The organism is Paenibacillus sp. M-152 (genome assembly GCF_003856555.1).
Lineage (GTDB): Bacteria > Bacillota > Bacilli > Paenibacillales > Paenibacillaceae > Paenibacillus > Paenibacillus polymyxa_C.
In genome coordinates this window covers 2,510,462-2,529,830 of record NZ_CP034141.1, presented here as the reverse complement: position 1 = coordinate 2,529,830, position 19,369 = coordinate 2,510,462, and the positions used below count along the sequence as shown (strand labels likewise).

Here is a 19,369-nt window from a genome sequence, read left to right as displayed (position 1 = left end):
AGAAAATTCGCATATTTATGCGGTTTGTTCCTCGGGATGCTTTCGAAACTGAAGCTCGTACAGCTCCGCATAATGACCTCCCTCAGCAAGGAGCTGGTCATGAGTTCCCTGTTCTTTGAGCTCGCCATCGGCAAGGACACAGATCGTATCCGCCCGTTCAATCGTAGACAATCGATGGGCAATAACTAATGTGGTGCGATCCTTCATCAGCTCATCTAAGCCCTGCTGAACTTCGTATTCCGACTCTGCATCCAGGGCTGAGGTCGCTTCATCCAGCAGCAAAATCGGTGCATTTTTGAGCAGAGCACGGGCAATCGCAATCCGCTGTCTTTGTCCGCCGGACAAATTGGCTCCGCGTTCACCGACAATCGTGTCATAACCCTCCGGAAGCTCAGCTATGAAGCCGCTGGCATAGGCTGTTTTGGCCGCAACCTTTACTTCCTCATCGGTGGCATCCGGTGAGCCAAAACGGATATTATCCGCTACTGTACCATGGAACAGTGTAGCCTCCTGTGGCACATAGGCCATCAATTCCCTAACCTCATCCAACCGAAATTCTTCTGCGAAGCGGCCGCGAACTCGCAGCACTCCTTCATCCGGTGGGTAAAATCCCAGTAACAGCTTCATCACTGTGCTTTTGCCACCCCCACTCGGACCAACAATCGCGGTTACCTGCCCTTCTGGCACGACCAAGTTCAATCCTCGCAGCGTTGGACGGTCTGGCTGATAGCCAAAGGTAATGTTATGCAGTTCCAGCGCAGCCGCAGTCTGTTCAATGGCGAGGTCTGAACCCACAGTCTCGACACCGCCATAAGATTCCTTAGGTTCACGGGCGGATGAAGCTGATACCTCCAGATCGATAAGCCCGGTTACTGATCCCTTCTGCTTCGCCGCAGGGAACTGTTCCTCTTCCTTCGACTCATTCAAGATTTCGCGGATACGCGCCAAGCCTGCCAAAGAGTTTTGTAACAGGGATACAGCCGCCCCCAGTTCCAAAAACACCGTTGAAATACCCGTTTGCAGCTGCACAATCTGTCCCAAAACTCCAAGTTCCATTTGCTTCTGCGAAACCAGGATCAATCCGGCAACAAGCACACCGCCCAATGTAATAAATTCAATGACAAAATTGCACATATCCTGCAAGCCCATATGACGTCCCTGTCGGATACTAATGCGATTTATGTCTTCGCTTGCATCGTTGCAAAGTCCGCCTACCTTTGCCCTGAGCCCAAACAACTTCACCGTCTGTAATCCGGAAAGCAAATCACTCAATCGTTCTGTAAATCTGCTCATCCGTCCCTGTAATTCTTCGCTCGTGTGTCGCATTTTCTTCGCGAAATGAGCATTTATCCAGGCTGAAGCCAAACCAAGTAAAACCGCCATAGCCCCAAATCGCCAATCCAGCACCATCAGAATGACTAATGAGCCTAAGAAAAGCGAAGTTTCCAGTATAATCGAGCGAATATGAACGGTATAAGCCTGCTCCAGCGCTTGCACATCGTTCGTCATGCGGGATACAAGATTACCCGAATGATGTTTTTCGGCTTTTTCATACGATAGCTTGACAACATGGCCGAATAGCTTCATTCGTACATCGGCAATCGCAAGCTTGACACAGCGTTTATACATATAGCTGCACACAGGGGAAATAAGACTTAATGCCAAAAATGTCCCGCTGACCAGATAGACCGCTCGATATAGCTCCTGTACATCGCCATTAACCGCAAAATTCAGCAGATTATGCACCACAAAAGAAAGCAAAATTGTGATGCTGGCATTGGTTAGACTGTTGCCAACCAACCCCGTAAAATACCATTTTCGATGCGGCTTCATCAGGGACATCAATTGCTTAAATTCATAAAACCCCTGCTTGAAGGTCACGACGCTCACTCCTTTCCTCAGGCAGTGAATACCCGTCTTCCTCCGTTTGCTGTCCTTCAAAATTTTGCAAATACAGCTTTCGGTACACACCATCACGGCCTAGTAATTCCTCATGTGTACCTGATTCCACAATGCTCCCCTGATCAAGTACGATAATGCGGTTCGCCTGGCGTACAGTTGACAGTCGATGAGCTATGACCAGTACCGTCCGGTCTCGCATGGCTGCATTCATTGCAATCTGTACCTGAGCCTCCGACTGGCTATCAAGTGCTGAAGTCGGCTCGTCCAGTAAAAGCAGCGGAGCATTTTTCAGCAATGCTCTTGCTATAGAAATACGCTGCTTTTGTCCGCCGGACAATCCGCCTCCCCGCTCGCTCAACAGAGTTTCATATCCCTCTGGTAGCTGAACAATAAAGTCATGCGCATGTGCCGCTTTCGCCGCCTCGACAATTTCTTTCCGAGTCGCCTCCAGACGGCCATATCCGATATTTTCTGCAATGGTGGCCGGAAAAAGCGACGGTTCCTGAGATACCATCGAGATATGGCTACGTAGGCTTGATAGGTTCCAATCTGTCAAATTCTTGCCAAATAATTGAACGGCTCCAGCATGTTCTCCAGGTTCATTAAATCCGCATAGCAGCTTGAAAATTGTGCTTTTACCGCCACCGCTGGCCCCAACAATCGCTACCGTTTCACCTTGTCCTACCTGAAAGCTAATATCCTTCAGCACCGAGTTCCCTTCGTTGTAGCCAAAGGTCAAATGCTCAAAGCTGACTACAGTAATGTCGTCCTTGCTTTCTGCATCGTCTTCCTTGAGATTTTGGCTTATTGTAGTGATTTTCCCGTCTTGCCGTTCATCCGGCCAATCCAGCACCTCAAACAAATGCTTCGCAGCTCCCTCTGCTTCCTTCATTTGTGAAATGATTGTCGGCAGCATGGCGACAGGCTGCAAGATGAACGAAATCAGATATAAAAAAAGGACAATGCCTCCAGCATTCAGCTCACCTTGTTGAATCAGATATCCCCCGCACACTATGACCAAAATAATTGGTGTCGCCAGCATCATCACACCTACTGGGGTGATGAACGCATAGCGTTTTTCCAGCCGCAGCCCACGCCGGATGACCTCCTCCGTAATCACCAAATACTTCTTCAACAGCACAGCCTGCATATTGAATGCCTTGACGATAGGAAGTCCTCCAATTGCATCCTGTCCCACCGCATTCAAATGAGCAATTTTCTCCTGAAGCTCCTTGGAGTATTTTTCAATTGGCTTGCTCATCAGTGAGGTGATAATCATTCCTACAGGCATAAGCGCAAGACTTGCCAAAACCAGTTTCCAGCTTGTCAGTAAAAGCAACGCTAATGATGCTGTAAACACAAGTGGCAAATAGAACAGATTAGCAAATTGCTGGATAAAAAAGTTCTGCAACAGCGCCGTATTGTTTGTTAGACGGGATACCAGATCTCCGGTGAACTTCCTCTCCACGCTAGAAACAGGTAAATCATAAAACTTATGTACGAGATCGCCTCTCAAGTCACGCAATGCACTAACACTAAATCGTGCTGAAGCGTACCTCATCACAAACTTACAAGGCATTCCAATGACCGTCATACCAACAACTAGATAGATCATGTTCTGGGTGGAGGAGAATGTGCCCTGTGCCATTTGTTCTATGGCCTTACCCAAAATAATGTCAATAGCTGCCAAACACAAAGAAGAAATTACGGTTATAAAAACCCAAAGGTTATACGGTTTTATATAACGTGTAAGTCTCCTAAAAGCAGAATTTGCTCGAAACAAGGGCATCCCTCTTTTTCATTGCCCACACTTTATGCAGTGCGAACTATTTAGATTGGCGATGGACGTCGTTGAAGTAAACTCTGTGTCTGAAATGAATGAGTGCCTGTACAGTAAAGTTGGATTTTAATCTATGTTGGGAAATGCATCATGGTGGGTTGTTTTATCGGTTATTGCTGAGATGGTGATAACGAAGTGCATCGTGATGTGTGGGACAGTCAACTCTGCCTAAATCGTGGTTGTAGAGTACTTGTGTTGCAAGCTGTATGAGCTGCCGCAGTGTGGGCCATCGGCGAGGATGCGGAAAGAATGTCCTCGACTGCACTCATAACCTCTTGCTCTTGTTCATGGATGAAAAAGTGATTGCCTTCGAACATCCGGACATCCATAGGTGACATCGTATGCTGCTGCCAGGCACGGAGTGAGTCTGTGCTAACCTCAAAATCCTTCGTTCCCCCTAGAACCGTCATCGGGCATGCCAGTGGATTTCCCGGCTGATAAACATAAGTTTCACATACCTTAAAATCTGCACGCAGACGAGGCATAATAATTTGCATCAATTCTGCATTTTGCAGCACCTCTTCGGGGGTGCCCTGCATCAAACGGAGCTCTTCGGTGAAAGAATCATCTGCTAAATCATGGAGTCGTTTTTTGGAGTATGGAATATGAGGGGCGGATTTGCCAGATACGATGATATGCACAGGTAGTTTTCCTGTTTTGCTGTACAACTGCCGTGCTGTTTCAAATGCAATCAGTGCCCCCATGCTATGTCCAAAAAAGGCAAACGGCTTATGCATGTATGGAGCCATAGCGGGAACCAACGATTGAACGATGTCTTGAAGGGTTTCCATTGGAGCTTCAATGGAGCGGGCCTCACGTCCTGGGAGTTGTATTGGCAACACAGTAATATCAGGTGCGAGCCTGGACTTCCAAGAGTTAAATATGTAAGCACCGCCGCCGGCGTAGGGGAAGCAAAATAATTGGAGTTTCGCAGTCGGTTGGACCTCTGTTTTCGCGAACCAAGATTGTGATCGAGTCGTCATATGAATTCCTCCATCCTCTATTAAGTCATAATTTTACATTAAATCCTTATATCTCTTTTTTTCTTCCAACACTTTCTAGCTTTTTTAAATATACAAACTTTAAAACGGCTTGACATGGGACAAAAGTGCTAAATTACTAGACTTCATAAAAATAAACCAAAATCCATATTATGCTATTTGTTTCCAAACTACAAAAGCAACAATTTTACTTTTTCGCTCATTATCTGCCCATCACGATCTGCAAATTTGGCTTAAAACATAATTTCACATTTTCACGAACATTGTAAAACTAAAATCATTATGATTTACAATTACGCCTAAAGCCCTTATCCTATAACAATTTTATCTTTACATGCCTTTAACATAAATGTAACAAATTCAACCTGATATCATCCGACAAATTCCGACTTTTTCCGTACCTCCCTTCAACCTCCTATATAATGGAACTAATTTAAAACAACCACACACAAACCCAAATTAATAACTCTTTAAATTTTTAATAAACAGGGTTTTTATATAGTTCCAAAGAACTATATAATGCATAATTTTTTTTGACTCTTCGTCTAAAAAAATTAGTTCGAATTGATTTTTTCTCTTCCAAAGCTATGTTTTTTCTTTTCAAGCCCTAATAGAAACGTTTCAATTTCACTTCAAAAGTGCCTGCTTTTTAGAAATTTATATCCTTGCTTTTACTCTTTTATCCCCAAAAAACAGTAACAGCAAGTCTCTCTTTAGTCAGAGACTTGCTGTTTTATAAGTTTATTATGATTGAATTCACCAGTGAAGGAAGTCTTGACTTCAAATTTCAAGAGGATGCCGCGGCTGCAAGCGTACCGGAAGAATCAGCTGTATGATGAATACTTCGCACGAAACGAATCGTTTTTGTATCTGAATGCATTACAACTGAATGGGTTTCAGCTCTGTGACCAGGCAGAGAACGAACCCCCTGCAACCACTCACCAGGCGTAACGCCTGTAGCGACAAACATCACGCCTTGGCGTCCGACCATGTCCTCCATCGACAGCAACGCCCCTGGATCAGTAATACCCATGCGTTTGCAACGTGCAATCTCTTCTTCTCCATGAGGAAGCAGACGGCCTTGTATTTCTCCGCCCATGCATTTCAGCGCGGCCGCGGCCAATACACCCTCAGGAGCGCCGCCAGAGCCGATATGCAAATCTACACCGCTATCCAGGCAGGTTTCAATTGCGCCCATCACATCCCCATGACCAAGCAGCTTGATCCGAACGCCGCTTTCCCGCAGAAGCTGGATAATCCCGGCATGCCGTGAACGATCCAGAATCGACACCGTAAGATCGGACAAGGATTTCCCCAGTATGCGCGCTGCTTTTGACAATGTAGTCGGGATCGTGTCTTCTAGTGACAGTTTTCCAGCCAATGCCGGACCAACAGCTAATTTTTGCATGTACATATCCGGAGCGTGTAGTAGACTACCACGAGGTGCAGCAGCAATGACCGACAGTGCGTTATTCAAACCGTTCGCCACTGTTTCCGTCCCCTCGAGAGGATCAACAGCAATATCCATGGCCGGCCCTCTGCGATTGCCTACTCTCTCCCCGATATACAGCATGGGAGCCTCATCCATTTCGCCTTCACCAATCACGACCGTGCCGTCCATGGATACCGCATTAAAATGAGTACGAATGGCTACTGTTGCCGCCTCGTCCGCGCTATTCTTATCTCCACGCCCTGTCCATTGTGCCGATTGCAGTGCCGCTGCCTCTGTTACCCGAACGAATTCCAATGCCATTTGACTCTCCATACCTATCCCTCCACCTCTCCTAAAAATAATTGTTACCCACAGGCAAATAATATTTCACGGCAGCTTTGCTGCCATTTTATATTTACACTCCTGTATCCCGTGATTCATATTTTCTTTATAAACGCTGCTTCTAAGTTGCTTCGCTTTATAGCATTCTAACAATCAAGCCCGCTGTCTCTTCAATTGCTTTATCTGTAACATCAATGACTGGACAATTCAGCTCTTTAAACAAAGACTGCGCATACGCGATTTCCTCTTCTACCCTCGTCGCTGTAGCATACTGCACATTATTCGGAAGCCCCATTACCTTCAGTCGTTCACTGCGTATTTTCAACAATAGCTCCGGCTGGATCGTCAATCCGAACACTCGGCCACGCTGAACATCCTTCAACTGAACAGGTGGTGTCAGCTCCGGTACAACCGGTATGTTGACTGTTTTATAACCTTTATGTGCGAGAAACATGGATAAAGGAGTTTTGGAAATACGAGACACCCCAAGCAATACTATATCTGCTTTGAGAATAGCGCTCACATCTTTGCCATCATCGTATTGAACCGCAAAATCCAGTGCCTCTACACGCCGAAAATAGTTGTCGTCCAGTCGGTGCAGTAGGCCAGGCTTCTCTTTGGGATCGTTATGAAACGTATCGGCAAACGCCTGCATCATCGGTCCCATAATATCGACAGCCCGCACATTCAGCCGAACAGCCTCCTCTTTCATCGCCTCTCTCAATTCCGGCTGTACCAGCGTATAAGCTACAAAGCCTTTACGCTCGGCAACTTCCTCCATTACCCGACTCAGCTCGTCTTCATCCCTCACATTCATAAATCTTTTGATCTCTGTGTCTGGCAACTCAAATTGGCGCATGGTCGCCTGCACGACAGCTTCTGCCGTCTCACCAATCGAGTCTGAACAGATCGCTATAAAATGACTGCTCGCCTGAACCATTCGATTCCTCCCATTAATCCTCTGCTACCATATCGAGCAACATTTTAATAATATTTGTCTTTGTAATACGTCCCACGACTTTCCAGTGTTCTCCTGGTTTGTCAGAATCCGAAGGGACGACAACAGGCAGACTGTCGATTTGACGGGCAATAATTTTGCGTGCTGCCTCTAGTACGGTATCCTCTGGGGAAACAGTGACCACATTCGCCTGTCGGGTCATCACAAGACTGACAGGAATGGTTGCTGCATTGGGATTGCCTAACGTGACCTTGAGTAAATCCTTGCGGGAAGCCACCCCTGCCAAATCTCCATCTTCATCGGTGACGATCAAATTGCTCACATTTTCCAAAAATAAAGCTACGACAGCTTCCTGAATTGTGGTTGTTTCACGTACGATGACTGGAACCCCGTGAAGATCACCGACCTTCATTTGCAAAAGCCGGAATTTTTCCTCCCGGTTCGGCGTACCCCGCTTTCCAACAAAATAACCGACCTTGGGCTTAGCATCTATGTAATTCAAAATGCCCAATTTGGATAGGTCGGTCCGAATGGTCGCCTTACTGAGATTAAGCATTTCCGCAATCTGGTCACCCGTAATCGGGGCATGCTTTTGTACGATGTTTAAAATTTCTACTTGTCTTGCCGTAAGGTCGATGATGAACGCCCCTCCTTTTTTGCTTGCGATCTGATATGGAATATAATACGTCATATATAATAATAAATCAACCTAAAAAAGCATATAAAACATCACATATATAAAATCAAAGTGGTTATTCATGTTTTTTTATCATTTAAAATACTTATTCCATACAAAAAACGGGCGCTTTCCCCCCCCTCTTTCGAGTAAGGCAAAACACCCGCTTTCCTATTCGTATCTTAAAGCATCAATCGGACGCAGCTTCGAGGCTTTGCGCGCCGGATATACTCCGAACAGCACTCCGACTCCCATGCAGCACAGAAAAGAGTACAGTACCGGCTCTATCGAATACACAATCGGCATTTGGACGAATTTCTCGAGCAGCTTTGCACCCCCAAGACCCACCATAACGCCGACCAGTCCACCCATTAGACTGAGAAAAACAGCCTCAGCCACAAACTGCAGCATAATATCACTGCGTTGCGCACCAATCGCTTTGCGAATTCCGATCTCTCTCGTACGCTCCGTGACAGACACCAGCATAATATTCATAATGCCAACACCACCAACGCCGAGCGCAATTGCAGCCACACCGATCAGTAGCATATTCATAACCCGGTCAACCCCAGACACTGTTTTTAGGATTTCCGTCTGGGTCATAATTTGAAAATCATCGCCCTCTGATGGCTTTAGCTCATGTCTGACACGCAGCACCTGCCGAATTTGAGCACTTGCCTGATCAATCTTGTCCTCCGTTGTTGCAGAGGCATTCACCTGCTGAATGCTCATATTACCTAGTCGTTCCATCCCCGTTGTGATTGGCACATAGACCTGCTGTCCGCTATTATTCATATTTGAATTGGAATTAGCCAGCACACCAACCACCTTAAAGGGCAGTTGTTTGATCATAATGATCTCACCTACCGCTTTGGAAGCATCCGGGCCAAAAATATTACGGGCCGCATCACTCCCCAATACAGCCACATTCAATCGTTTATCCACTTCATAGTGGGTAAACGATCTGCCCTGAGCGAGCGACAACTTTCTCACATGAACAAATCCCAGCGAGGTCCCCTCGATTTGCCCGCTGACCTTATTGCGACTCCATGTAATATCTGCATTGGTCATCGCACTTGGCGCCACCTCGGCTACTGCTTTTTGCTGCTCTAGTGCCTCAATATCCTCCAAAGATATTCCTTTCGTCTGGTTGAACGACATGGAACTTGACCCATCATATGGAGCATAAGGATAGATCATCAGCAGATTATTTCCCATACTATTGATCTGCGATGTAATTGTAGCGGTTGATCCTTTACCGATGGCTACAATCGCAATCACAGCGGCTACTCCGATAATAATACCCACCATGGTCAGCAAGGATCGCAGCATATTGGTTCGCAAACTATTGAGCGACACACGAATAATTTCCTGAAACTTCATGCCTTCACTTCCTCTGCCGCCATTCTTCGTTCCTCAACAGGCTGATCCTTTTCAATCCGCCCATCTCGAAAATGAATCAGACGCTTGGCGTATTCAGCAACCTCTTGATCATGAGTAACCAGTACAACCGTTTTCCCCTGATCGTTCAGACGCTGAAAAATCCCCATGATTTCCACACTTGTTTTGGAGTCCAAAGCTCCTGTCGGTTCATCCGCTAAGAGAATAACCGGATTGTTCACAAGTGCCCGCGCAATGGATACCCGTTGCTGCTGACCGCCTGACAATTCATTTGGCCTGTTGTTCATCCGATCGCCTAGACCTACGCTTGTGAGGGCATCCATAGCCCGCAAACGACGCTCCTTGGCAGAAACCCCCGCATAGATCATAGGCAGTTCCACGTTTTCCAGAGCTGTGGATCGTGGAAGTAAATGGAATTTCTGAAATACAAATCCGATTTTCTGATTACGTATAATAGCCAGTTCATCCTCGCGGGCATCTAAGATCGAATATCCGTCCAAATAAAATTGTCCTGACGTAGGTAAATCCAGACAGCCGATAACATTCATCATCGTGGACTTGCCTGATCCAGACGGTCCCATAATCGCAACAAAATCACCGTCAGCAATATCAAGTTGAACCTCACGCAGAGCATGAATTTCCTGATCTCCGACATGGTACACTTTTTTCAAACCCTCAATCTGAATAACATATCTCATGCCTGTTTAAAAGCCTCCCTGCATGCCGCCCATTGCGGAAGGATCTGGCGGAGGTTCAGGGGCAGGCACAATAATCGTGTCACCCTCCTTAACACCGGACTTAATCTCTACACGGTCTGGCGTGTAAAATCCAAGTTCTACGGGTTTGAATGTGCGTGCCCCCGGATTCGCAGCGTTATTAGCGGATACATACACGCCGTCCTGTCCTCCTTCGGATCTCAGGGCAGTCGCAGGAACGAACAGTACATTTTTGTGTACTCCCAAAATAACGGCCACATTCATAATCATGCCTGTTTTAAGCTTGCCTTTCGGGTCGTGAACAGACAGTTCCATCAGATACGTCGTCATCCCTTCATCTGTAGAAGCTTCCGGTGAGACGAATTGCACTTTCCCTGGAAACGATTCACCCGGATATGCATTGGTTGACAACACAGCGGAAAGCCCCTTTTTTACCTTGACAATGTCATTCTGACTTACCTTCACAACTACCTTAAGATCGTTGGAATCCGAGTTATTCATGACAATAAATGGAGCCGTCGGACTGGTTCCCACATCCCCGTTTACCTTCAAGATCACTCCGTCCCACGGTGCCGTGACCTGAAGCTTGTTCAGTTCATTTTTTTTCTGCTCTAGCTCAGTCGCCAGTCTTCGCACCTCTATCCGTGAGGACTGAATACTCGATGCATCAGCCGGAACCTGAGTCTTGCGAAGCTCAGCCAATGCGGCACGGTAGCCGATTTCAGCCTCTGAAATGGTACGACGTTTTTGCGATATAATCTTGCGGAACTGTAAATCTAGATTATCATAGTCCGTTTGTGCTTTATCCAATGCTTGCTCTGCCTGCTCCAATTCACTGTTGGATACAGCCCCGGCATCATGTAAAAACTTTTGGTCTTCATATGCCTTCCGCGCTTGCTCCAACTGCTTTTGGGAAGCTTTCTTCTGACTTTCGGCCTCTTCCAGCTCAAATGATTCCTGCGCTGTATCGACAGCCATTTTGGCCCGAAGTACATTTGTTTTCTGAATTTCAATATCCTCCGCCTTCGGACCCTTCTCCAATTCAGCCAACTTGGCTTTGGATATCTCTAAAGAATCAGACGCACTTTGAATTTGCATTTTAATTTCTGAACTGTCCAGAAGCGCCAGCACTTGTCCTTTTTTGACCTTGTCCCCGGCTTTCACGTTCACCGCAGCCAGCTTGTTATCGCCTGCACTTGTGAAGTTCAGCTTCACTTCCTTGGATGCTTGCACGGTACCGGACGTGTCCAGCTTCTCGCTCACATCGCCGCGCTCTACTTTAAACGTCTCGTCCTGAACTACAGGTGCTGCCTGCTCTTTCGGCATATTCAGATATACTGCTGCTCCGCCTCCGCCTACAACCAGTAAAACAATCGCAGTCCAGATCCATTTTTTTCTCCGTTTTCTCCGTAGCTTGATTAAAGCATCATTTAAAACCGTTTCTGCCAACGCCTTTTCCTCCCTATGTGCTCCATGGCTTGTTCAACGTATACTCATTTTGATCCAACTCGATCGCCAGCTCTTCCATTTGTCGTTCAATCTGGTTCACTTTCAACTGGTTGTTTTTCAATTCCATCTCGATAACCAGACCTCTGGCCCACTTTTTGCGTGATAATTCCAAGGCTTCTTTTGCCGTGCGCAAACTTTCCTCCAACTGTATGTATTTCTTTTGGTTTTCCTTAACCGTGGCATACAAATTGCGGAGTGATTCGGCAAAATCCTTTTGACCTTTGGCAAGCTCCTCTTTAGCTGTATCGACATCCATTTTAGCTAGATCGTAAGCACCGGCGCCGTTGTTAAAATCAAAATATCTTACATTAAGTTCCGAAGTTTTGATACTATCCTCCAGCTTCCACAAATTTGGATTCATGTCTGTCAGCTGTTGTATATGTAATTCGATATCCAGCTTCTTCGGTTCTTTGTACACAGGTCGATCCACCATTTCATAGGCTGTCCCGTTAGGCTGTCCCATGAGGAAGTTGAGTGCATCTCTGGATTTTTGCAATGCAATTTTCCCCTGTTCGACCGCTTGTTCCGCCTGGACCCTGGCCTGTGTGCTCTCGTTTTTCGCATATTCAGACAGCTTGCCGCGCGCAAATTTGGCAAGTGCAATCTTTTCCTCCGCTTGGGCGATTTCCAGCGCCTCCAGATCATTTTTCACCTGGTTCTCTGCTACAAACACACTTTGGTAGCTTTTCATTACATTAAAATAAATCTGGTCTTTGGCATATTGCGCCTGCTTTTTGCTAGCTAGATAGGATAGTGTCGAAGAACTGTAATTCCTCCAGGACGTTTCATTATCAACATACTCATTGTCTATATAATCGATAGGTGAATTGCCCAGCTCCTTTTCTGCATTTTTCAGTTCAAGTCTGCGACGCTCTACATCCCGCTCTGCGGTACGCGTATTGTAGCTGTTCGTCTGTGCCCATTCCACTGCCTGCTTGAGCGTTAATGGAGGTAGAACCTGTCCCGTTACGGATGATGTCTTCGCCGTAGCCGCAGCAGATGATGAATTAACTGACACATTTGCTGTAATGCTTCCTGATGAACTGTCAGCCTGGACAGTGGTGACCAAGCCTGTTGAAAAAGACAGTACAAGCAGCACGGCAGCCGCTTTTGGCTTCATAAATGAGTTTCTCCCCTTTCAAGTGCATCCTTCGAATCTTTTCCATTCTTTTCGACATAAATTTCCACGAATTCCTCGCATTCTAATTGTACTTTCAGGTTTATGTTGGTACAAGGTGTCAAAACAATACATTTTTGTAACCTTTACTGCCAGATAACTCGTTGTAAGCTACTTTACTTCCCACTAGACATAGATTTAAGCTGTTTTTACCTGAACTTTACCTAAATTTCAGCTAATTTTAAGGAAACCAACAGCATCTATTAAGGTTTGGAACATATAATAGAGAAAGAATAACAGCCGCTCACTAGGAGGGTTAATAGATGATAAAAGAATCTCGCATGACAACTACTAACGAACCGTCTGATTTGTGGATGACTCGCTTTTTACGCGAATCAGAACAAAAAAAGAAACAACTCATTCGGGAAGCCCGAAAAAATAACGATCTACCGCTGATGAACAGTATTTCTTTTCACCTTGCCCAGCGTGACCAGCAGCATCTGATTGGATAAGCTTACTGGGAAATCTAGTGCTATATATGAACGCCATTCTTCATTAATCTACATGATACGCCAGTTTAAAAAGAGACGGGACAAATCAAAACTATGATTTGTCCCGTCTCTTTTTGGCGAGGATTCAGACTAGTGTTCCTCGCCTATTCTTCTGTCTCCGTCTGTGGATGATAAAGATATTGATCCAGCGGGATACGTCCGTTTGCATTAAACTGTATGCCCTCCTCTTCCAAGTACAGGCGCTGCAGGGAGGCGGATTCATCCTCCTGCAAAGCAATCTCTCCCAAGCGGTTGACTACTCTATGCCATGGAAGTCGATGTTTTTGGCTCAGTGTATGCAAAATTCGCACCACCTGTCTAGCACCTCTTGGGCTTCCGGCCTCTGCCGCAATTTGACCGTAAGTCATTACTTTTCCCTCAGGGATCAGCAATATAATCTGAAGCACACGGGCAGTGAAAGGCTGCATGTTCTAATTCCTCCGAATTACTATTGCTTTTTTCCATTATTATAGCACCCTGAACATAAGCCAAAAACCCCTGTTCCTACAAATGTAAGAAACAGAGGTAAAACCAGCATTGAAATTTAGAATCCACTCAGACCCTGTCTTTTTAAATCGTGTGCTACTAATCGCGCCAGTTGCCTTGCTCCTGCAAAGTTTGGATGTAGTGTATCACCGTTCATATACAAAGCCAGCGTAGCTTCTTTGCCAATAGAAGTGAAATAAGCTGAACTGAGCACATTCAGATCGACTAAAGGCGTTTGTTCCTCTTGAGCCAGCGCCAAAATAGCGCTTCTATACCATCTGTTTTCTGCGTTGTGTACATTGTTAGCATTAAAGTCAGTGGCTCGTCCTTGCGGTGTTGACAGAATTACCGTCGCCCCCTTAGCCTTCACCTGCCGGATCATATCTCGCATCCAATCCTTAAACTCCGCTTCGCTTTCGTTATGCTTTGGATTGGTGTCATTAATGCCTAATTGGAGAATAAAATAATCCCCTGGCTTGATATATTGAACGATAGCCTCCAACTGACCGTCCTGATGGAATCCTCTAGCAATCTGGCCCCCTGACGCCATATTGCGAATTTGAAAAGTATTCGTGTTTACAAACTCTGGCAGCAGTTGACCCCATCCTGCCTGCACGCTGCTATCTAGCGGATAATAGTTACATACCGTAGAATCCCCACCAATATAAATCGTGCGATTCGTAGCTGGATTGCTAGACAATTGCTTGATTTCCAGTGCACTAAGTGTGAAGACCGCGCCCTCTTTGCCTTCAGTAATCAGTAGATTTAACTGTCCGTCTGTCACTGGAATTTGAAAGCGATCCTTGGCCCCATTCCCCGTCATATTTATGACCTGATACACCCCTTCGGCCGCAACACTCGAACGAGAAGTATTACCTAAAGTAACCGATACCTCATATAAACCTGGAGGAAGATCGACGTCAAAAGTATTCTTGCTTTTCGTACCTGTAGTCAGGAATTGTACCGCATCACTTGCCACCCCAGTCCCCGATGCACTGACATTACGCATATTCTCAGGGGTACGAAAGCCATAGCCACGTGCTGAGTCATAGGACAGCGAAGCGCTCACTCCGGTATAACCCGTTTCGACCGTACCTCCGCCAAAATCAAACTTGTACTCGCCATTGGATGCATGTGCCTGAGTAGTTATACCCAACCCTGGCGCACCACATAAAAAAGCTGCTAAAAGCATACCAGTCAATCCTTTTTTCCACTTCATTCTTCATTCCTCCTCCAGATTTTTAATTGTAAGAAGCAAAGAATATTTAATGTAAGCGCATACATAAAATTCTACCAATGGTTGCACGGTTGTACCTATGTAATTCTTATGCAAATAAAAAGTTGACGTAGCCGAATAAACAACAGGATCCGTTATCTGCGTATCTGTGGCTCCCTGTGTGTTTAATCCGATCTGCCCGAACAATTGAGGAGTATTTATAAGAGTGATCGGAATGGCAATAGAGTTGGCTGTCGAAGCATTTTAGGATGTTCTTCCATCAATAAATGTTCCCATGGTGTCTCCTCCTGCCTACCAGATACTCATAGACTATGAAAAAATTCGTTTTGTGCTTGGACTGAATAACTTGTAAAACACACAACTTCTGATGAATAGGCAAATGTACAGCCCTTTCTCTGGTTCTGTGAATACACTAAACCAACACTGGGAAAGGAGGGACGTAATGTCTAATAAGTTTAGAGCCACGTTGAGGGGGGCTAATGAAGTGCCTCCTGTCAGAACAAATGCGACAGGAACTGCGGAATTTCGTTACCGTCCAGCGAGCCAGCAATTAAGCTTTGAACTGACGGTCCGCAATATTTCACGAGTAACGGAAGCGCACATTCATCTGGGACGAAGAGGTCAAAACGGACCTGTTGTCGCTACCCTGTTTGGCCCTTCGAAGTTTGGGATTACCGTAAGAAGAGGCGTCGTTACCGGCGTGCTGCGTGCATTTGATCTTACTGGTCCGCTCAGAGGCAGAACCATTAATGATTTGGTATGCCAAATCAGAGAGGGCAACACCTACGTCAATGTCCACACGATCCGTCATCCGAACGGTGCCATTCGTGGACAAATCAGACGCGCACCTATCAAACGTTGCAAATAACGAATGGACATGAGTACTAAAAGAACTTCCATGCTGCTCATTTTGAGCCTATGGAAGTTCTTTTTCTTAATTCTTAACAAAAGTTAAGAAGTTCATAAGCGATTCTTAAGCCACTCCCTTTCAGATTGTTAAGAACTTTATCTTTTAATAGAAAGAGTTCAACAAGATACAGTTCACTACTGAAAGGAAATGAAGCTTATGAAGCCTACGACCAAAGAAAGAATTCCCGAATTACAGTTGGTCAGAGCCATGGCGATTTTAGCCGTCTTAATGGTACATGCCACTTCTTATGCAACGGTTCAACTTACACATTCCAGCCTTTATGTTGTATATAATGCGCTCAATGTGTTGATGAAGTATGGTACCCCTGTATTTATCGCGCTTAGCAGCATGGTACTGTTCTACAACTATAAGGATCGTCCAATGGGACGACAGCTTTTGAGCCGCTTTTATAAGCAGAGATTGTTGTATATTCTCGTACCTTATGTCATGTTCTCTCTCTTTTATTTCATCCTGTCCCTTATGGCTGGCAGTAACGAACCATGGAGTATAACTACACTAGCGGAAAGTTTTGCTCTGAAGCTGGTCACAGGCAAAGCCTACACCCATTTATATTACATTTTTATCATGATGCAATTCTATCTTGCATTTCCATGCGTACTGTGGCTGTTTCAGCATTATCGGCAATTTCCGCAATGGTCTATTGTCATTGGGCTGCTGGTACAGTGGGCATTTATAATTAGCAATAAATTTCTCTTTCAGGTTCAAAATAAAGGCAGCTGGGCGCTGTCCTATGTGGCCTGTTACATGATGGGCGCTGCTCTCGGTTACTATTATCCCCAGCTCCGAACTTGGTTTCTGATGCGTAAAGGGGAACGAAGCTTTGTCAGCGTGCTGACCTGGATTGCAATTTGGGCTTTATGGCTGATTTCAGCCATCATTCATGTCTATATTTGGTATGAAAATAGAATGTACGGAACCTCATACAATTCGCTGGTTTTTGAACTTATGTATAATATGTACAGCCTGTCTAGTACGCTGGTATTGTTACAGATTTCCTTTCTCATGTATAGGAGACAACATTCCATTGTCATTCGCAAGCTGGAGCGTCTGGGTACCCTGTCCTTTGGGGTGTATCTCATCCATCCGTTTTTCCTGCTCCTGTATCGGCAGTTTTCACCACACATCGGTTCGCCGCAGCTTATTCATGTGTGGTACGCTGGAGGTTTTTTCTGTGCACTTCTTTGCTCTTGGCTCGTCGTGTCGTTCATCGCCCGCTTCCTGCCATGTGCGTGGATTTTGTTCGGTCAGCTACCGGGTATAGGAAAAAGGAACTTCAAGCAAGAAGAGCGTATGTCTTCGCCCGAAACGTTACTATTCAAAGGCTGATGATACCCGACAAACGATCTGAGAAGGGTGCCCATAGCCTCCACCGCCAAAAAGGTATATAATACGCCCATATTGTATACTGCTGGAAAGAACAGAAAGGGTGCGCGGGCCATGCATAACGGAACCATTTTATTAGTAGACGATGAACCTGAAATAATTAAGCTCATGCAAATATATTTAGAAAATGAAGGATACCGCTTGCTCATGGCAAGGGACGGACTGGAAGCGCTGGAGCAGGTTAATCGGGAACAGATAGATGTGATGGTGCTGGATGTGATGATGCCCAACATGGACGGGATTGAAGCCTGTATGAAAATCAGGGAAACCGAGCATTTTCCGATCATTATGTTGTCTGCGAAGGGACAAGATATGGACAAAATTACAGGGCTTAGCGTTGGGGCTGATGATTATGTCACCAAGCCGTTCAGCCCGCTGGAGCTAGTGGCACGCATCAAATCCCAGCTACGTAGAGTACGGAAGTATATCCATTCCTCTCCTGTATTGGAGCATGAAATGGTACTGGATGAACTCTCCATTAACACTGTTACGCATGAGGTCACTCTCGCTGGAAAATCCGTTAAGCTGACTCCGCGTGAATTCGCCATTGTTGAGCTTTTGGCTCGACACCGGGGGCAAGTGCTGAGCATGGAGCAGATTTATGAGAAGGTCTGGAAGGAGCAATATCTGGAATCCAACAACACGCTAATGGTTCATGTGCGTAAAATTCGCGAGAAAATTGAGACTGATCCGAGAAAGCCCAAATACCTGAAAACAGTGTGGGGCATCGGCTATAAAATGGAAAAATTCGATTAATGGAGGACTTGCGTCTTGAAGGCAAAACGATATGATACGCTGGGATGGAAGCTGGCAGCTCTTAGCCTTGCTGCCTTCACTTTAACTGGACTGATTTTAATGGTGTTTTATTATGGAGCGTCTTTGCTGTTATGGCTGAATCCCTCCCGTTCATTTTTCGGCACCCGGCTGATCCGCTGGACCGTAAATCATATTGGTTCCTCACTGATCATGCTGGTGAGCGGGCTGCCTTTATATATTTATTTCTTTTTCCTTTTTACCAAAAATACGATCGGCTATCTACGCGAGATTACGAAAGGGATGCAGAAGTTCGCGGACGGAAATCTATCCTATTCGATTCCGGTATCTTCAGCGGATGAGCTGGCAAGCTTGGCGAAAAATATGAATACCATGGCAGACAAGCTCCGTCTCTCACTAGAAGAAGAACGGGCTTCCGCCAAAGCCAAAAACGACTTGATCACTGGCGTATCCCACGATCTTCGCACCCCGCTAACCTCTGTGATTGGCTTTTTGGAGTATATTGAAACCGACCGCTACCGGGACGAAATTGAGCTGCGCTACTATGTAAACATTGCTTATGAAAAATCGCTGACGCTGAAAAAGCTGATCGACGAATTGTTTGAGTACACGCGTGTGAGCGGTGGTAGCCTGCCTCTGGAGCTGGAGCCTGTAGACCTCGGCAAATTGCTCACTCAACTTGCTGAGGAATTTGTACCCTCACTGGAACAGGCGGACATGTCTTATCGTGTCCGAATCGTTGAGCCTGTGCGGATTTTGGCCGATACGGACGAGCTGGTACGCCTATATGAAAATTTATTTTCCAACGCGATTCGATACGGAAAGGATGGCAAACGTTTCGATATCACCATCGGACGTGAAGGCGATGAAGCGATAGTGATCTGCACCAACTACGGTGCCCCGATTCCACCAGAAGATGTCCCGCATCTGTTTGAACGGTTTTATCGAGTGGACAAATCACGCTCCAAGGAAACCGGAGGCACCGGGCTGGGTCTTGCCATTACCAAAAGCATTACTGAGCTGCACAATGGCCGTATTTCGGTTAGGAGCAATCGCAGACAAACGGATTTTGAAACCCGTTTTCCGCTCTATCGTACCCGTTAGACGGGCAGT

The 19,369-nt window shown here is 45.9% G+C and carries 18 protein-coding genes; 5 read left to right on the top strand and 13 right to left on the bottom strand.

Going from position 1 to position 19,369, the window contains the following annotated elements:
• Window positions 1–15: 15 nt before the first annotated feature.
• The 10 genes from EGM68_RS11570 to EGM68_RS11525 all read right to left on the bottom strand — a co-directional run bounded on the left by EGM68_RS11570 (window position 16) and on the right by EGM68_RS11525 (window position 12,897).
• Window positions 16–1,881 carry an ABC transporter ATP-binding protein gene (locus EGM68_RS11570; protein WP_058712389.1) on the bottom strand — a complete coding sequence of 622 codons (1,866 nt, stop codon included), beginning with the start codon at window positions 1,879–1,881 and terminating at the stop codon, window positions 16–18.
• On the bottom strand, window positions 1,856–3,685 hold the full coding sequence (locus EGM68_RS11565; RefSeq protein WP_129549207.1) for an ABC transporter ATP-binding protein: 1,830 nt from the start codon (window positions 3,683–3,685) through the stop codon (window positions 1,856–1,858). The genes EGM68_RS11570 and EGM68_RS11565 overlap by 26 nt, the downstream gene beginning before the upstream one ends.
• Before the next feature lie 215 nt (window positions 3,686–3,900).
• Window positions 3,901–4,725 (bottom strand): thioesterase II family protein, encoded by an 825-nt coding sequence (locus EGM68_RS11560; RefSeq protein ID WP_064962316.1) that lies wholly within the window; start codon window positions 4,723–4,725, stop codon window positions 3,901–3,903.
• Window positions 4,726–5,530: 805 nt separating this feature from the next.
• A complete protein-coding gene (gene glpX, locus EGM68_RS11555; RefSeq protein WP_014599716.1) occupies window positions 5,531–6,508 on the bottom strand; it encodes a class II fructose-bisphosphatase in 978 nt (325 codons plus the stop codon).
• 145 nt (window positions 6,509–6,653) lie between these two features.
• A complete protein-coding gene (locus tag EGM68_RS11550; RefSeq protein ID WP_013370995.1) occupies window positions 6,654–7,457 on the bottom strand; it encodes a pyruvate, water dikinase regulatory protein in 804 nt (267 codons plus the stop codon).
• Window positions 7,458–7,470: 13 nt separating this feature from the next.
• Entirely contained in the window at window positions 7,471–8,166 is a 696-nt protein-coding gene (locus EGM68_RS11545) for a helix-turn-helix transcriptional regulator (protein ID WP_129549206.1), read from the bottom strand.
• A gap of 156 nt (window positions 8,167–8,322) precedes the next feature.
• Window positions 8,323–9,534 (bottom strand): ABC transporter permease, encoded by a 1,212-nt coding sequence (locus EGM68_RS11540; RefSeq protein ID WP_013370993.1) that lies wholly within the window; start codon window positions 9,532–9,534, stop codon window positions 8,323–8,325.
• Complete coding sequence (locus EGM68_RS11535; protein ID WP_013370992.1) at window positions 9,531–10,250, bottom strand: ABC transporter ATP-binding protein; 720 nt, start codon at window positions 10,248–10,250, stop codon at window positions 9,531–9,533. Before EGM68_RS11535 ends, EGM68_RS11540 begins: the two co-directional genes overlap by 4 nt.
• A gap of 6 nt (window positions 10,251–10,256) precedes the next feature.
• On the bottom strand, window positions 10,257–11,717 hold the full coding sequence (locus EGM68_RS11530; protein WP_129549205.1) for an efflux RND transporter periplasmic adaptor subunit: 1,461 nt from the start codon (window positions 11,715–11,717) through the stop codon (window positions 10,257–10,259).
• Window positions 11,718–11,730: 13 nt separating this feature from the next.
• On the bottom strand, window positions 11,731–12,897 hold the full coding sequence (locus EGM68_RS11525; RefSeq protein ID WP_129549204.1) for a TolC family protein: 1,167 nt from the start codon (window positions 12,895–12,897) through the stop codon (window positions 11,731–11,733).
• Between the two features lie 320 nt (window positions 12,898–13,217).
• Between EGM68_RS11525 and EGM68_RS11520 the strand changes: the two genes are divergently transcribed.
• On the top strand, window positions 13,218–13,406 hold the full coding sequence (locus EGM68_RS11520) for a hypothetical protein (RefSeq protein WP_129549203.1): 189 nt from the start codon (window positions 13,218–13,220) through the stop codon (window positions 13,404–13,406).
• 143 nt (window positions 13,407–13,549) lie between these two features.
• Here the strand turns inward: EGM68_RS11520 and EGM68_RS11515 are convergent, their stop codons facing one another.
• The 3 genes from EGM68_RS11515 to EGM68_RS26525 all read right to left on the bottom strand — a co-directional run bounded on the left by EGM68_RS11515 (window position 13,550) and on the right by EGM68_RS26525 (window position 15,390).
• The gene (locus EGM68_RS11515) at window positions 13,550–13,873 is read right to left on the bottom strand and encodes an MGMT family protein (RefSeq protein ID WP_013370988.1); all 324 of its coding nucleotides are present in this window, start codon (window positions 13,871–13,873) and stop codon (window positions 13,550–13,552) included.
• 116 nt (window positions 13,874–13,989) lie between these two features.
• Complete coding sequence (locus EGM68_RS11510; protein ID WP_129549202.1) at window positions 13,990–15,150, bottom strand: rhamnogalacturonan acetylesterase; 1,161 nt, start codon at window positions 15,148–15,150, stop codon at window positions 13,990–13,992.
• Between the two features lie 3 nt (window positions 15,151–15,153).
• Window positions 15,154–15,390, bottom strand: coding sequence for a hypothetical protein (locus EGM68_RS26525; RefSeq protein ID WP_434063624.1), 237 nt, complete (start codon window positions 15,388–15,390; stop codon window positions 15,154–15,156).
• 220 nt (window positions 15,391–15,610) lie between these two features.
• Between EGM68_RS26525 and EGM68_RS11500 the strand changes: the two genes are divergently transcribed.
• From EGM68_RS11500 to EGM68_RS11485, 4 genes are all read left to right on the top strand, one after another.
• Complete coding sequence (locus tag EGM68_RS11500; protein ID WP_129549201.1) at window positions 15,611–16,036, top strand: CHRD domain-containing protein; 426 nt, start codon at window positions 15,611–15,613, stop codon at window positions 16,034–16,036.
• Window positions 16,037–16,234: 198 nt separating this feature from the next.
• Complete coding sequence (locus EGM68_RS11495) at window positions 16,235–17,425, top strand: acyltransferase (RefSeq protein ID WP_129549200.1); 1,191 nt, start codon at window positions 16,235–16,237, stop codon at window positions 17,423–17,425.
• Between the two features lie 111 nt (window positions 17,426–17,536).
• Entirely contained in the window at window positions 17,537–18,238 is a 702-nt protein-coding gene (locus EGM68_RS11490) for a response regulator transcription factor (RefSeq protein WP_129549199.1), read from the top strand.
• A 15-nt stretch (window positions 18,239–18,253) separates the two neighbouring features.
• Window positions 18,254–19,360 (top strand): sensor histidine kinase, encoded by a 1,107-nt coding sequence (locus EGM68_RS11485; RefSeq protein WP_129549198.1) that lies wholly within the window; start codon window positions 18,254–18,256, stop codon window positions 19,358–19,360.
• Window positions 19,361–19,369 lie beyond the last annotated feature (9 nt).

Bases quoted from the DNA above. Each gene is read 5' to 3' on its own strand.
- EGM68_RS11560 (WP_064962316.1), bottom strand. From the start codon at position 4,725: ATGACGACTCGATCACAATCTTGGTTCGCGAAAACAGAGGTCCAACCG.
- glpX (WP_014599716.1), bottom strand. From the start codon at position 6,508: ATGGAGAGTCAAATGGCATTGGAATTCGTTCGGGTAACAGAGGCAGCG.
- EGM68_RS11550 (WP_013370995.1), bottom strand. From the start codon at position 7,457: ATGGTTCAGGCGAGCAGTCATTTTATAGCGATCTGTTCAGACTCGATT.
- EGM68_RS11545 (WP_129549206.1), bottom strand. From the start codon at position 8,166: ATGACGTATTATATTCCATATCAGATCGCAAGCAAAAAAGGAGGGGCG.
- EGM68_RS11540 (WP_013370993.1), bottom strand. From the start codon at position 9,534: ATGAAGTTTCAGGAAATTATTCGTGTGTCGCTCAATAGTTTGCGAACC.
- EGM68_RS11535 (WP_013370992.1), bottom strand. From the start codon at position 10,250: ATGAGATATGTTATTCAGATTGAGGGTTTGAAAAAAGTGTACCATGTC.
- EGM68_RS11525 (WP_129549204.1), bottom strand. From the start codon at position 12,897: ATGAAGCCAAAAGCGGCTGCCGTGCTGCTTGTACTGTCTTTTTCAACA.
- EGM68_RS11520 (WP_129549203.1), top strand. From the start codon at position 13,218: ATGATAAAAGAATCTCGCATGACAACTACTAACGAACCGTCTGATTTG.
- EGM68_RS11515 (WP_013370988.1), bottom strand. From the start codon at position 13,873: ATGCAGCCTTTCACTGCCCGTGTGCTTCAGATTATATTGCTGATCCCT.
- EGM68_RS11510 (WP_129549202.1), bottom strand. From the start codon at position 15,150: ATGAAGTGGAAAAAAGGATTGACTGGTATGCTTTTAGCAGCTTTTTTA.
- EGM68_RS11500 (WP_129549201.1), top strand. From the start codon at position 15,611: ATGTCTAATAAGTTTAGAGCCACGTTGAGGGGGGCTAATGAAGTGCCT.
- EGM68_RS11495 (WP_129549200.1), top strand. From the start codon at position 16,235: ATGAAGCCTACGACCAAAGAAAGAATTCCCGAATTACAGTTGGTCAGA.
- EGM68_RS11490 (WP_129549199.1), top strand. From the start codon at position 17,537: ATGCATAACGGAACCATTTTATTAGTAGACGATGAACCTGAAATAATT.